Below are 14,146 nucleotides of genomic sequence, written 5' to 3' on the forward strand. Positions count from 1 at the left end.
ATCGATCTCAATTGAGGACCCTGACCGATATAAATAAAAAAAGGGTATTTCAATTTACTGTTATAGGGATCATTTTGTTAATGGCACAATCTGTTTATTCGATCATGAATATTATTGACCTATATCAATAAAACAGATCTTATTACAGAATATTGTAGTCATACTTTACTAACACATTGTCGACTAACACGCTGTCTATTAACGCATGGTATCCCAGAAATACCCTAAATATATTATCAGGAGGGTCAAGGCAAATGGTTAAAGTGAACTTCCTGATATTCAAGCATTAAAAATGATCAGCTTGATTGCAATATTATTGGTAGTTTAAAACAAAGTTTGCGATAGCAGTGAAATCACCTGGTTTCACACCATCTTGACTATTCAGGCCTTTCAGATGCGCAGCAAAGTTCAGATCATTGTTGCCTAAATGCAGAGACATGTTGTCTGACGCTTCGCCCAAAGGAATGACTTTGTTGCCATGGTTAGTGATTGCGATTGCAGCACCCTGTGCAGTACCTTCAATCGCCAGCAAGCCTTTCTCAGCAGCTTCTGGGCCAGTAAAGGTGGTTTTCACACTTTTCTGAGTATCAAAAGTACAGCCAACTAATTCAATTTTGAAAGGCTTAGAAGCTGAGCGGCCACCATCTTTCAGGACAACATTCGAAACTGCACCCATATCAACTTCAACATTGGTGTTTTTAATTGAGCAAGGTGCATCAATGATAGAACCGGTGAATTTAACAGTACCGCTACCTTGGTTAACTAATTTTGTCTCTTGTGGAATTTGGTCATCCGCATTTGCCGCACCCGCAGCCAAAGCCACACCAAAACCTAAAACCAGTGCCAATTTGTTAAGTTTCATAATTAACTTATTCCTTTAATCGTAAAATCGATATTAATAACCAAAGAGAAGCCGAAGCCCAGAAATTAATTTCTGACACTTAGGCAAAGGATTATTTAGTTTTTTGACGTAAATCATAAGCCGTCGAGATAAACTAAATCGGCAATATCATTCTACATAACAAACCTTAAGTCAAATTTCAGCGGATAAAACCACTTATGTTCCTTAACATCATATGAAATATGAGTTTTTCTCAAAAATCACCGATTACGAGTAGAATATTTTACTAATAATTTTTTAATTTTGGATTATTCCCCTAAGTTATATCGAGCAATGTTTAGCAGTTCAGCATCTTAATTGGCGTTGCTTTATTGTTCTCTTTTATTTTCCCGCAAGGATAGGGGCATTTTATTATCCCGTCATAACCATAACATTTGGTTTTTATTATCATAACTATTCGCTGATTTAGTATAAAAACAAAATTTTTATCTAAACGACATCGTTATCAAACTAATTATCAACTTAAAATATCACTTAAAATAACCGTTCAAATTATGTTAAGTTTATTTATTATTTTTATGCATTCTCTAACCAAATTAGAAAAGAAAAGACGCCCATTAAATAAATAATCTAAACCTATTCTTTATAATAGAGATAAATTTGGATGCGATGTATAAATAAAAAGCCCTTTCCAATAATGAAAAGGGCTGATCTTTTTTTAATAAAATGCCAAAACTATTGACGCTTTTTTAATTATCACCCATCAAAATGGATTCAAGCGCAATTTCGATCATGTCATTAAATGTATGTTGACGCTCTTCGGCAGTGGTTTGTTCGCCAGTACGAATATGGTCAGAAACAGTACAAATTGCCAACGCCTTGGCACCAAATTCCGCCGCAACACCGTAAATACCCGCGGCTTCCATTTCAACACCCAGAATGCCGTATTTTTCCATGACATCGAACATTTGCGGGTCTGGCGTATAAAACAGATCCGCAGAGAAGATGTTACCAACACGCACGTTAACATTCTTCGCCTTAGCCGCATCAACCGCATGACGAACCAGATCAAAGTCAGCAATGGCAGCGAAGTCGTGATCTTTAAAACGCTGGCGGTTTACTTTGGAATCGGTACATGCTCCCATGCCAATCACAACATCACGGATTTTAACGTCTTCGCTGACCGCACCACAGGAACCGATACGGATGATTTTTTTCACACCAAATTCAGTAATCAGCTCTTTGGCATAGATAGAGCAAGATGGGATACCCATTCCATGACCCATAACAGAGATGCGGCGGCCTTTGTAAGTCCCGGTGAAACCGAGCATACCGCGGACATTGTTAACCTGACGGGCATCTTCCAGGAAAGTTTCCGCGATATATTTTGCACGCAATGGGTCGCCTGGCATCAAAACAACATCAGCAAAATCGCCCATCTCAGCATTAATATGTGGGGTAGCCATAATTTATTTCCTTGTTTTTATTACGAATTAGAACAGATGGAAATGGGGAGACCAGCAGGTCTCCACAAAACACTAAAACATCACTTTACCGTAATCCATGGGGGTCAGATCGAAATATTTCGCGACTGTCTGCCCCATGTCGGCAAACGTTTCACGATGTCCTAATGAACCGGGTTTAACGTTCGGTCCGTAAACCAGCACTGGGACATGTTCACGAGTGTGATCGGTGCCTGGCCAGGTTGGGTCACAACCGTGGTCAGCCGTTAAGATCAGAATGTCGTCTTCTTTCACCAACTTGAGCATTTCTGGCAGACGACGGTCAAACAACTCCAGCGCGGCCGCATAACCGGCAACATCACGGCGGTGACCGTAAGAAGAGTCAAAATCAACAAAGTTGGTAAATACGATAGTATTATCCCCCGCTTGCGCCATTTCAATCAATGAAGCATCAAACAGGGCATCAATGCCCGTCGCCTTGACCTTTTTGGTGATCCCGACATTCGCGTAGATATCTGCAATTTTGCCGATGGAAACCACGTCTCCCTGCTTTTCATCAACCAGTTTTTTCAGGACGGTCGGAGCGGGCGGTTCAACGGCCAGATCATGACGGTTGCCAGTACGCTGGAAATTCCCGGCTTTATCCCCCACAAACGGACGGGCAATCACGCGGCCAATGTTATATTCACCGATATTCAGCTCTTCACGCGCAATTTCACACAACGCATACAGATTTTCCAGGCCAAAGGTCTCTTCATGGCAAGCAATCTGGAAAACAGAATCCGCAGAAGTATAGAAAATCGGCTTACCGGTTTTCATGTGTTCTTCACCCAGTTGTTCCAGAATAACGGTACCGGAAGAGTGGCAGTTACCCAGATAACCCGGCAGATTTGCCCGTTCGACAAGTTTATCCAGCAATTCCTGTGGGAAGCTATTCTCTTCGTCACGGAAATACCCCCAGTCAAACAGAACCGGAACGCCCGCAATTTCCCAGTGGCCTGACGGCGTGTCTTTACCAGAAGAAAGTTCACTCGCATAACCATAAGCGCCAATAATTTCGGCATCCTTATCCAGGCCAATCGGGAAAGTTCCACAAGACTCTTCTGTTGCTTTGCCCAATCCCAATCGACTCAGGTTTGGCAAGTTTAATGACCCCTTACGGCCGATATCAGCCTCACCACGGGCACATTGTTCTGCAATATGCCCTAACGTGTTAGATCCCTTGTCGCCAAACTTTTCAGCATCAGCGCTTGCACCGATACCAAAGGAATCCAATACCATGATGAATGTACGTTTCATAATTTTCTCCTGCGTCAATTCACGCTATCAAGGCGGAAATTACCCGCTATTAAAATCGATTTCAGTGCTTGTATGATTTAGCTTGTATGATTTATCCACGGATATGACGATAAATCATCGGTGTGGTGGCTTGGATTTCGTTTTCCTTAAAGACAAAAGCCCTGCGCACTGCGTCTGCGGCCGCATGCCAATCATGCTCGTTGCTGGCATGGATCATGGCCAAGAGCGTATCCGCATTCACTTTGGTGCCCAGCGCAACGATATCACTCAGCCCCACACTGTAATTAATCGTATCTGTCGCCTTACGCCGTCCCCCGCCCAATGCAACCACAGACATGCCCAAGGCACGGGTATCCATTTCTGCAACGACGCCATTTTTTTCGGCTAATTGCCCGGCCAATACTGGCCTGCTGAATTTCGCCGTCGGCAGGTAACGAGCGTAATTTTCGACAAAATCGGTTGGCCCTCGCTGGGCTGCCACCATGCGACCAAAGGTTTCCGCCGCTTTGCCACTGTCCAGTACTGCCTGTAACTTGCGGTATGCCTCGTCACGATCGATAGCCAAATTGCCCGAAACCAGCATTTCAGCAGATAACGCCATCGTCACTTCAAATAGCCGGGGGTTACGGTATTCCCCCGTCAAGAATTGGACGGCTTCACGCACTTCCAACGCATTACCCGCACTGGATGCCAAAACTTGATTCATATCCGTCAAGAGTGCGGTGGTTTTGCATCCCGCACCATTGGCGACGCCAACAATGGCTTCGGCCAGCCGCTCCGATTGTTCGTAGGTCGGCATAAATGCCCCCGAACCCACTTTCACATCCATCACCAAGGCATCCAGCCCTTCGGCCAGTTTTTTACCCAAGATAGAGGCGGTAATCAACGGGATGGAATCCACGGTCGCCGTAATATCGCGCGTCGCATAAAAGCGTTTGTCCGCAGGTGCCAGTGCGCTGGTCTGCCCGATAATGGCAATGCCCACATCGCGGATCATGTCGCGGAAATGGTGCTCAGCGGGAAAAATGTCAAGACCAGGAATAGATTCCAGTTTATCCAGCGTTCCTCCGGTATGCCCCAAGCCACGCCCTGATATCATCGGCACATATCCTCCACACGCCGCCACCATGGGACCAAGCATCAGGGAGGTAACATCCCCCACACCGCCTGTCGAGTGTTTATCGACAACCGGGCCGGGTAAATTCAATTTTTTCCAATCTAAAACCGTACCCGAATCACGTATCGCCAATGTCAGTGCGACACGCTCCTCCATCGTCATGTCATGGAAATAGATAGTCATCGCCAGTGCGGCAATTTGCCCTTCAGAAACCGTATTATCGCGGACGCCGTGAATAAAGAAGCGTATTTCTTCTTCATTCAATGGATGGCCATCCCGTTTTTTGCGAATAATTTCCTGTGCCAGAAACAAAGCTACCTCCCCAATCATGATTATCTGAAAAGAATGGCAGTCGTGCATATCATCTTCGTCACACCATTTTAGTATGCACGCAATCAGTGATTATTGATCTCAATAACCACTACTGTGTTTTGGGCTCTGGTGTCCAAGCGTGGTCAGTAAACTGCCCAACAAACTGGACGCACCAAAACGGAAATGACGGGCATCCACCCAGTTGTCTCCCATAATACGTTCCGCCAGTGCCAAATATTGTGCCGCTTCTTCGGCAGTGCACACGCCACCCGCGGGTTTAAAACCGACACTATCAGCGACGCCCATATCACGGATCACGCTCAACATAATCTCGGCACTTTCCAGCGTCGCATTAACCGGCACTTTACCGGTTGAGGTTTTGATAAAATCAGCACCTGCCTTGATGGCAATTTCCGCGGCTTTGCGAATCAAGGCCGCTGTTTTTAATTCACCGGTTTCAATAATAACTTTGAGCCAGATGCCCGATTCAGCACAGGCGGTTTTACACGCTTTCACCAAGTCAAAACCAATCTGCTCATTACCGGCCATCAATGCGCGATAAGGGAAAACCACATCCACTTCATCCGCACCGTAGGCAATGGCAGCACGGGTTTCAGCCAGTGCAATGCCGATATCATCATTGCCATGCGGGAAGTTGGTCACCGTCGCAATGCGAATATCGGGGGTTCCCTGTTCACGTAATACCTTACGTGCCACGGGAATAAAACGCGGGTAGATACAGATAGCCGCTGTCTGTCCAGCTGGGCTATTTGCCTGACGACAAAGTGCGGTCACTTTTTCATCGGTGTCATCATCATTTAGTGTCGTTAAATCCATCAGACTCAGCGCACGCTGAGCGGCGGCAGTTAAATCGGTCATAAAACTCTCCAACAGTATTATTATCGTGACTGAATCAGTTTAGGAAAAATAAAAGCAGGTGAGAAATCTCACCTGCATTCAATTTGATATCGGCTCCTCGGCGTTTTACAGCGAGAAGAAGAATCCAGCAATGGTTGCACTCATCAAGTTAGAGAGTGAACCTGCCAAGACAGCTTTCAAGCCGAAACGGGCAATGTCACCGCGACGGTTTGGTGCCATACCCCCCAAGCCGCCCAACAGGATCGCCACAGAAGACAGGTTAGCGAAACCACACAAGGCAAAAGAGATGATGGCTTTAGTATGGTCAGAAAGCACTTGCAGACCCGCAGCCTGAACGACATCATCGGCTTTCAGGTACTCACCAAAGTTCATAAATGCCACGAATTCATTGACCACTAATTTCTGGCCGATGAAGGAACCCGCGATGGTCGCTTCATTCCACGGAATACCGATCAGGTAGGCGATTGGTGCAAAAATCCAACCCAAAACCAGTTCCATCGATAACTGCGGATAATCAAACCAGCCGCCGATACCGCCTAAGATACCGTTTAGCAAAGCAATCAATGCGGTGAATGCCAACAGCATTGCGCCGACGTTCAGAGCCAACTGCATACCGGATGCCGCACCGGATGCCGCAGCATCAATCACGTTTGCAGGGCGTTCTTCCGCTGCAACCAACGACATCGCGTCAGCCGTATCCTGCGTTTTTTCTGTTTCCGGCACCATCAATTTCGCAAACAGCAGACCACCGGGTGCTGCCATAAATGAAGCCGCAATCAGGTATTCCAATGGCACGCCCATTTGAGCGTACCCCGCCAGCACGGAACCCGCAACAGAAGCCAAGCCACCACACATCACGGCGAACAACTCAGACTGGGTCATAGTCGCAATATACGGACGCACAACCAGAGGGGCTTCGGTTTGACCCACGAAAATATTTGCCGTTGCAGACAAGGATTCAGTCCGTGATGTGCCCAATACTTTTTGCAATCCACCACCCAATATTTTGATGACGACCTGCATAATGCCCATGTAATACAACACCGCAATCAGTGACGAGAAGAAAACAATTACCGGAAGAACACGCAAGGCAAAAATAAAGCCGCCACCACCGAACAATTCAAACATTTTGTCGGAAACCAGGCCGCCAAAAATAAAATCTGTTCCTTTTTGCCCATATCCAATCACATTAGAAACGCCTGCCGACATTCCCTCCAGAACGTCTTTACCGGCGGGGACATAAAGTACAAATGCCCCAATAGCAATCTGAATCAGAAAGGCGCCCAAGACGGTACGAATGTTAATGGCTCGATAGTTACTGGAGAAGAGTACTGCGATAAAAATCAGCACTAGCATTCCGATCAGGCTCATGAGGAGTTGCATTGGAAGAATCCCTGTTCACTGAATAAATAATAAGAAAATATGTCAGCTATCCTATAAGTTTCTACTGACATTGTGTGCGAGCCGATTATACCTAGGACTAAAAAAGAACAAGCAACTAACATCACAAATTAATGCAGCAAAAAGTAATATAAAAACAAAAAATGAGACATGCGTCACATAAAACCATTTAATTTCGGTGGGGATAGATAATTTAACGGAGAAAAAGGCAAAAAATAGGATAAACAGGCGAAGAATATAAGTTAAGCATTATTAATGTTTATTATTTCCTTATCTTTCAAATGGATCACAACGACCGATACGATATCATTTAACTCAATGCAAATAGCGTTACACTATTTTGATGAATTTGATTGGCAATTTCCTCTGGCGCTTCTTGACGCAACTCACACAACGCAGAGAAAACCTGTGCAACTCTTTCGGGGCGATTTGGCTGTCCCTGAAACCCCGCTAACGGCATATCAGGCGCATCCGTTTCCAAGACCAAAGATGACAAAGGTAATTGTGCAATGGTATGACGTGTCTTTTGTGCCCTGTCGTAACTAATTGTTCCCCCGACACCAATATAAAATCCCTGACGAATAAAGGCTTGGGCTTGGGATAAACTCCCCGCAAAACCATGAATAACTCCGGTTCGTGGTAGCTTGTACTTTCTCAAAATTGCCGCCAATTGATCATGGCTTTTTCTGGAATGGAGGATCACGGGCAGATCATGTTGTTTAGCAAGTTTTAACTGCGCTTCTAACAGGCCTTTCTGCTTGTCAAACTGCGGATCTGGCATATAAAGGTCAAGGCCAATTTCACCTACCGCGACACAGTTGGCCTCTTTTTCTTGTAATTTCTGCTCCAACTCATCTAAATGCGCCTCTTGATGTTCAGCAATATAAAGTGGATGTAAACCCAGAGCGGCATAAATGGGGGAATACGCTTTAGCTAACGCAGAAACTCTCTGGAAATTCATTTGGCTTATCGCGGGAACGATAATCTTTTCCACGCCCATCTGTCTGGCTTGTTGCAGGCTGGCTATTTCATCACCCGCAAAAGGAAAGAAGTCAAAATGGCAATGGGTATCAATAAACATCTAATTGTCCGAGTTATCCAAATTCTTCATCATAATAGTGTCTGTCGTTTGCCCATTTTCCATGACATCGGGCGCGGAGGATTCCACTATTGGGTGATAATTGAAGCTGCTGAGGAAATGGTTTCTGCGAAAACAATGGCGGTTGACGCTATCCGCATTTAACCCCGTGCGGCATACCCCATAACTTTTACATTCGGCATCGCCAAATTTTCCGCTAACAAACGTGTGCCCAATCGTTGCCAGAAAATATCGTCCGCAACGCCGCCCCAAATGATAATCCTGATTTAGTGCACTAAGCCGGCTTCCCAATGCCATTGCAGCCAATGGTGCCGGCGGATAAATTTCGAAGATTTGCACATCACCCGGCGGATTTTCAATAAACTTCTGTGTCTTACGGTAACTTCGTGCATGGAGGTTGAGCATCTTAACCATCTTTTGCAAACTACTGGCCTCTAGCCAGCGCTCCATGCGCTTGAACCACTGACGCGTATAGTAAAGTGGTGAAGGCACTGTTCGGATCACAACGATAGTATCCGCTCCCCGGCGATAAGCTTCCTGTACGGGGATCGCATCACAAATACCACCATCTTGATAAACAACATCATCAAGGGTAACACCATTACGGTAAAACCCCGGAATAGCACTTGAGGCTTTGACAATATCCATCCAATTTTTTTCATCGGGATGCAGATAATTCGCTTCAAAATTATCAGCACGGCAAGCGCACATATAGAATTCACGTCCCGCATCAAACTGATGCATTGCAGCAGAAAGATTAAGTGGCAACTGCTCAGAAATCGTATCAATATACCAATCTAAATCGATCAAATGCCCACCGCGCACAAAACGCAATGGATTAAAAAAAGCCGGGTCGGTCGTATAACGGTTGATGACCTTGCGGGCATATCCCCGCTGACCACAAATATAGGCAGACAGGTTTTGCGCTCCCGCAGATGTTCCAAGGAACAGTTCAAATGGATTAAAACCAAGCCGGAGGAATTCATCCAAAACACCGGCGGTAAAAATACCTCGCTGACCACCACCTTCACAAACGAGTGCAATTTTTCCAGGTTTACTCGGTGATTTATATGCTAAAGGCTCTATATTACCCAATGTTACTGGAATACGTTTCCCCACTCTTCTCTCCCCCTGAAAGTTAATGATACCACCAGTCCATAGCATATTAGCTGAATATCTATCAGTATATCGTTGCTCAAACAACTTGCTTGTAACATTTTTATAAAAAATGCCCAAATTAATCATCAATCGTTAAATCAATATGAAAGTAACAAGTTGCCGGAATGCCGCTAATGAATAACATTCTTGTGAGATAATCTCATTGCTTAACAAAATGTTATTTGAGGAAAAGAAATAAAAAGAGTGGCTATATATCAGCCACTCCATTCATAATGTCTGTTATTTTTTAATCTATAATGATTTTTTCAATCCATAGTGGTTTTTACATCGAGATCACTGCTTAATCTCTATTGTATTTTTCACTGATTTGACGCCTTTCACGCCATGAACAATTTTGGCTATTTTTGCCGCTTGATGTTTGTTTTTAACAAAACCGGAAAGATGAACAATACCTTTTTCTGTTTTCACCGAAATGTTTTTACTATTTATGCCCTTATGTTCCAGCAATGCCGCTTTCACTTTCGCCGTAATGGCACTATCGTCTAAATAAACATCTGCCTTTTTCAAGGAGCTATCAATTTTTTCTCCTGCAACATCCAGGGATTTATCGATTTTTTGCCCCGTACTCTCCAATGTTTTTCCCGAAGAAATATCGGCTGCCAGAGCACCACTACTGCTCAGTACCGAACCCAGAACAACAGCCAGCAGTGAATGGGTAAACTTGATATTTTTCATCCTACCACCTTCCTAACTTCAGTTTGAACGGTTACCAAGACAGTATGTCAATTAGCCAGTAGTGATAAAATGGAATTTACAAAAAATAACGTATATTTTCATTAAACCAGAGAATTATTCTATTAATGGCAAAAATATCAGAATATACATACAGAATAAATCATAGGGCCAACAGGATAGCTGGCCCGAAAAGAGATTAATGTTCCCGCGTCTTGCGGAAAGAAACGTCAGGATAGCGCTCACTGGTCAGGTTTAAATTGACCATGGTGGGTGCAATATACGTTAAGTTATCACCACCATCGAGAGCCAAGTTCAGCTCGTTTTTGCGTTTGAACTCTTCCAGTTTCTTCGCATCGCTGCACTCTACCCAGCGAGCCGTGGAAACGTTAACCGGTTCATACAACGCTTCAACGTTATATTCACTCTTCAAACGGGCAACAACCACATCAAACTGAAGCACCCCCACCGCGCCGACAATCAGATCGTTATTGGACAGCGGACGGAATACCTGTACCGCGCCTTCTTCCGACAATTGCACCAGACCTTTCAGCAATTGCTTCTGTTTCAGCGGATCACGCAGACGAATACGGCGGAACAATTCAGGGGCAAAATTAGGAATGCCGGTAAATTTCAGCTCTTCACCTTGGGTAAAGGTATCGCCAATCTGAATAGTGCCATGATTGTGCAGACCGATAATATCCCCCGGATAAGCATGTTCGACATGAGAACGATCCCCGGCCATAAAGGTCAGTGCATCAGAAATGACAACCTCTTTCTTAATGCGGACTTGGCGCAATTTCATGCCTTTTTCATATTTACCGGAAACGACGCGCATAAATGCGACGCGGTCACGGTGTTTCGGGTCCATATTCGCCTGGATTTTGAACACAAAGCCGGTGAATTTTTCTTCACACGCGGTCACGTCACGCGCATCGGCCCGGCGAGGCATCGGGGTTGGTGCCCATTTCACCAAGCCATCCAGCATATGATCAACCCCAAAGTTGCCCAATGCCGTACCGAAAAAGACGGGTGTCAATTCGCCCTGCAAAAAGGCTTCCTGATCAAATTCATGGGATGCGCCTTTGACAAGTTCCAGCTCTTCGCGCAATTGATTCGCCAGCTCTTCACCCACTGCCGCATCGAGTTCGGGGTTATCCAATCCCTTGATGGCGCGAACCTCTTGAATGGTATGCCCTTGACCAGACTGGTACAGGTAAGTTTCATCAAGATAGAGGTGATAGACGCCCTTGAAGGATTTACCACAGCCGATTGGCCATGTAATCGGGCTACAGGCAATGTTCAGTTCATTTTCCACTTCATCCATCAGCTCCATGGGATCACGAATATCACGGTCGAGCTTGTTCATGAAGGTCAGGATTGGCGTATCACGCAGACGAGTCACTTCCATCAGCTTACGGGTACGATCTTCGACCCCTTTTGCTGCATCAATGACCATCAGACAGCAGTCAACGGCGGTCAGCGTGCGGTAAGTATCTTCCGAGAAATCTTCATGCCCTGGCGTATCCAGTAAGTTAACCAGACAGTCGGCATACGGAAACTGCATCACGGAAGTGGTAATAGAAATACCACGCTGTTTTTCCATCTCCATCCAGTCTGATTTAGCGTGCTGGTTGGAGCCGCGGCCTTTTACCGTACCCGCTTTCTGGATCGCCTGTCCGAACAGTAATACTTTTTCGGTAATCGTGGTTTTACCCGCATCCGGGTGGGAAATGATTGCAAAGGTGCGCCGTTTAGCGACTTCTTGCAGAAATGGGGAATTTGACATCAATTGGGATCTTCTAGTCTGTACACGGATTGATACCGTTTGGGAAGCGCTTCTTGACAGCGCCCCGCTTTCAAATCCGTCGTGTTAATCGTGATTGGCGCTTATTTTGGCTGAACTTGAGGTTATAAACAATCAATGGTTATCTAATCCGTTACCATTTGCTCTCAACGTGTGCCAATGCTCAGTTGTAGCTGCTTGCAATCGTTGTTTCTTCAGCTCATGAACAACTGTGGCTAAACCACAAATTCCTTCACTACCAAAAATCGATGATAGTCTGTCGAACTACACCAATGATGGTGCAATTAGCGCAGTGGTATGTTTCGCAAGTGCTTCTCAATTGCTTCAATCATAGATTTGGTGAGCGGCAAATGGGCTTTTTCTTTCGCCCATACTTCATGGAAGCCTGCCACAGTTTGCTTGGCCGTATCCAACACCAACTTTTCTGGCAACATGGCTTTGGCCGCTAAGTGCGATAATTCATCCAGAGTAAAATCACTGAACTTTTTGCTGCGGCTAACCTTTAACGAGGCATTATCATCAGGAATGTAGGGAATGGTCGAGACAAAATCATAAGCCGGTGCAATTGATGCAGTGCGCTTGTCTTTGTAAATCACAGACCAGTTCTTCAAATGCATATCAGCATTGCCAATTAGCGTATTGAACACCAACCTACGAGTAAATTCAGCAATGTCTTCCTCTTGACCTTCTATGCCGATAACCTGCGCGATATTACACATACTGGCCTTTTTGTATTTATCTTGAGGATATACGCCAAAGACTTGCGCAAAGTCCTCAATATGTATTGCTTGCCCATCAGCACGGTCAAACCGCTTGATCGCAAAGGCACTATCGCCAAACTTTCCGATTCCTTCCGGGATGTTAGCAATCTGGTTAATGGGTAACAGCTGAATTTCTGGCACATCCATTCCTAACATTCGTGCCAATTCCATCATCGAATATTCATTTTCCGGCACGGCTTCAAAGCGAGATGATGGCAATTTCACAATCCATGAGCCACCTTTACCTGTAGCTGGGATCGTCAAACCGCCATTGGCATGTTGCACTGCTGAAAATTTCAACTGCACACCCGCCAATGAAAAGCGCATCGGTGCTTCGTATTTGGTTTCATCTTCAATTTCTTGATGCACATTAGGCGGCAGTGCTTCACCATCGGCAGGTTCAACAGTGATCGCTCCCGCTAAGTCCTGTCCTAACACCCACAATAGAAAAAATTCCCGCGCCGGGTTCACACTAGCACGCTCTGCCAGGTAGTTACGCATCGTTTCTTCTGGCAGTAGATTGGAGAAAAACGGTGTTAACTTGGTTTGGGTAGGTTTGAAGTTAGTGAGCAAACCACCGAGCGAATCTTTAAAGCCAAGTCCTAACACAGGCCGAGATTCATCATTCGTGTAAGCATCCGTAAAGGCAAATAGCGTTCTGTCATTGCCAACGTTGGTGATCGTTGCGATAGGCTCGCCGTAAAGCAAAACGTTTAGAGTGGATACATTGTTACTCATCGCTGTCTCCATCTAAATTGTATGCAGGTGACACCTGTTCACCCTCATTCTGATTACCTTTGCTACTTCGAATGATCGACTTTATCGCTGGCACAGATTTTTTAGGCGCGACAAATAGCTCTAGGTCGAGTACACGCGCAAGTGCAATCAAACTGGAAACCCTTAGGTCAACGCCTCCAGACTCGATTTTCGAGATATGGCTTTGAGGTACACCTGATCGGGCGCTCAGCTCTCTCTGGCTAAAACCTTTACGTGCGCGTGCTTCTCGAAGGCTTTCCAGTATTTGCTCTGTTACATAACTCATACTTGATATGCTTTAATACATCATTGGCCAGAAAATATATATAAAAACATATCACGACAATTAAGAGAGTACAAGTTTGATTAGCTATTACATATCAACAAGGCGAAATTGATCTACTATGGTAGATAATCAATGGTGCATCACGCTTTACCGGCTTAGTTTCCACTCAGATAACTTTAATGAGACCGGAAAACACATTCCCAACTACTAGAGTACTTTTTAGCTCACCCCCAAGAATGGAAAGGGCTTTCAAATCCGTCGTGTTAATCGTGAT

The 14,146-nt window shown here is 45.1% G+C and carries 12 protein-coding genes; all 12 read right to left on the bottom strand.

What is annotated here, in order from left to right; genetic code table 11:
* Window positions 1-313: 313 nt before the first annotated feature.
* A complete protein-coding gene (locus PSI15_RS05935) occupies window positions 314-862 on the bottom strand; it encodes a fimbrial protein (protein WP_273582729.1) in 549 nt (182 codons plus the stop codon).
* Between the two features lie 728 nt (window positions 863-1,590).
* Window positions 1,591-2,307: a purine-nucleoside phosphorylase gene (gene deoD / locus PSI15_RS05940; protein WP_273582730.1), complete on the bottom strand. Its 717-nt coding sequence runs from the start codon at window positions 2,305-2,307 to the stop codon at window positions 1,591-1,593.
* Window positions 2,308-2,379: 72 nt separating this feature from the next.
* On the bottom strand, window positions 2,380-3,603 hold the full coding sequence (deoB, locus tag PSI15_RS05945) for a phosphopentomutase (RefSeq protein WP_273582731.1): 1,224 nt from the start codon (window positions 3,601-3,603) through the stop codon (window positions 2,380-2,382).
* A gap of 91 nt (window positions 3,604-3,694) precedes the next feature.
* Window positions 3,695-5,032, bottom strand: a complete 1,338-nt coding sequence (gene deoA / locus PSI15_RS05950; protein WP_273582749.1) for a thymidine phosphorylase — start codon at window positions 5,030-5,032, stop codon at window positions 3,695-3,697.
* A gap of 99 nt (window positions 5,033-5,131) precedes the next feature.
* Complete coding sequence (deoC, locus tag PSI15_RS05955) at window positions 5,132-5,911, bottom strand: deoxyribose-phosphate aldolase (protein WP_273582732.1); 780 nt, start codon at window positions 5,909-5,911, stop codon at window positions 5,132-5,134.
* Window positions 5,912-6,016: 105 nt separating this feature from the next.
* Window positions 6,017-7,282 (bottom strand): NupC/NupG family nucleoside CNT transporter, encoded by a 1,266-nt coding sequence (locus tag PSI15_RS05960; protein ID WP_273582750.1) that lies wholly within the window; start codon window positions 7,280-7,282, stop codon window positions 6,017-6,019.
* 340 nt (window positions 7,283-7,622) lie between these two features.
* Complete coding sequence (locus PSI15_RS05965) at window positions 7,623-8,393, bottom strand: TatD family hydrolase (RefSeq protein WP_273582733.1); 771 nt, start codon at window positions 8,391-8,393, stop codon at window positions 7,623-7,625.
* A complete protein-coding gene (locus PSI15_RS05970) occupies window positions 8,394-9,530 on the bottom strand; it encodes a patatin-like phospholipase family protein (RefSeq protein WP_273582734.1) in 1,137 nt (378 codons plus the stop codon).
* 333 nt (window positions 9,531-9,863) lie between these two features.
* Window positions 9,864-10,265 carry a BON domain-containing protein gene (locus PSI15_RS05975; protein ID WP_045968675.1) on the bottom strand — a complete coding sequence of 134 codons (402 nt, stop codon included), beginning with the start codon at window positions 10,263-10,265 and terminating at the stop codon, window positions 9,864-9,866.
* Between the two features lie 196 nt (window positions 10,266-10,461).
* Window positions 10,462-12,051, bottom strand: coding sequence for a peptide chain release factor 3 (gene prfC / locus PSI15_RS05980; protein WP_273582735.1), 1,590 nt, complete (start codon window positions 12,049-12,051; stop codon window positions 10,462-10,464).
* Window positions 12,052-12,353: 302 nt separating this feature from the next.
* The gene (locus tag PSI15_RS05985; RefSeq protein ID WP_045968672.1) at window positions 12,354-13,568 is read right to left on the bottom strand and encodes a type II toxin-antitoxin system HipA family toxin; all 1,215 of its coding nucleotides are present in this window, start codon (window positions 13,566-13,568) and stop codon (window positions 12,354-12,356) included.
* Complete coding sequence (locus PSI15_RS05990) at window positions 13,561-13,872, bottom strand: helix-turn-helix domain-containing protein (protein ID WP_045968670.1); 312 nt, start codon at window positions 13,870-13,872, stop codon at window positions 13,561-13,563. The genes PSI15_RS05985 and PSI15_RS05990 overlap by 8 nt, the downstream gene beginning before the upstream one ends.
* Between the last annotated feature and the right edge of the window lie 274 nt (window positions 13,873-14,146).

The organism is Xenorhabdus sp. PR6a, assembly GCF_028599065.1.
Lineage (GTDB): Bacteria > Pseudomonadota > Gammaproteobacteria > Enterobacterales > Enterobacteriaceae > Xenorhabdus > Xenorhabdus doucetiae.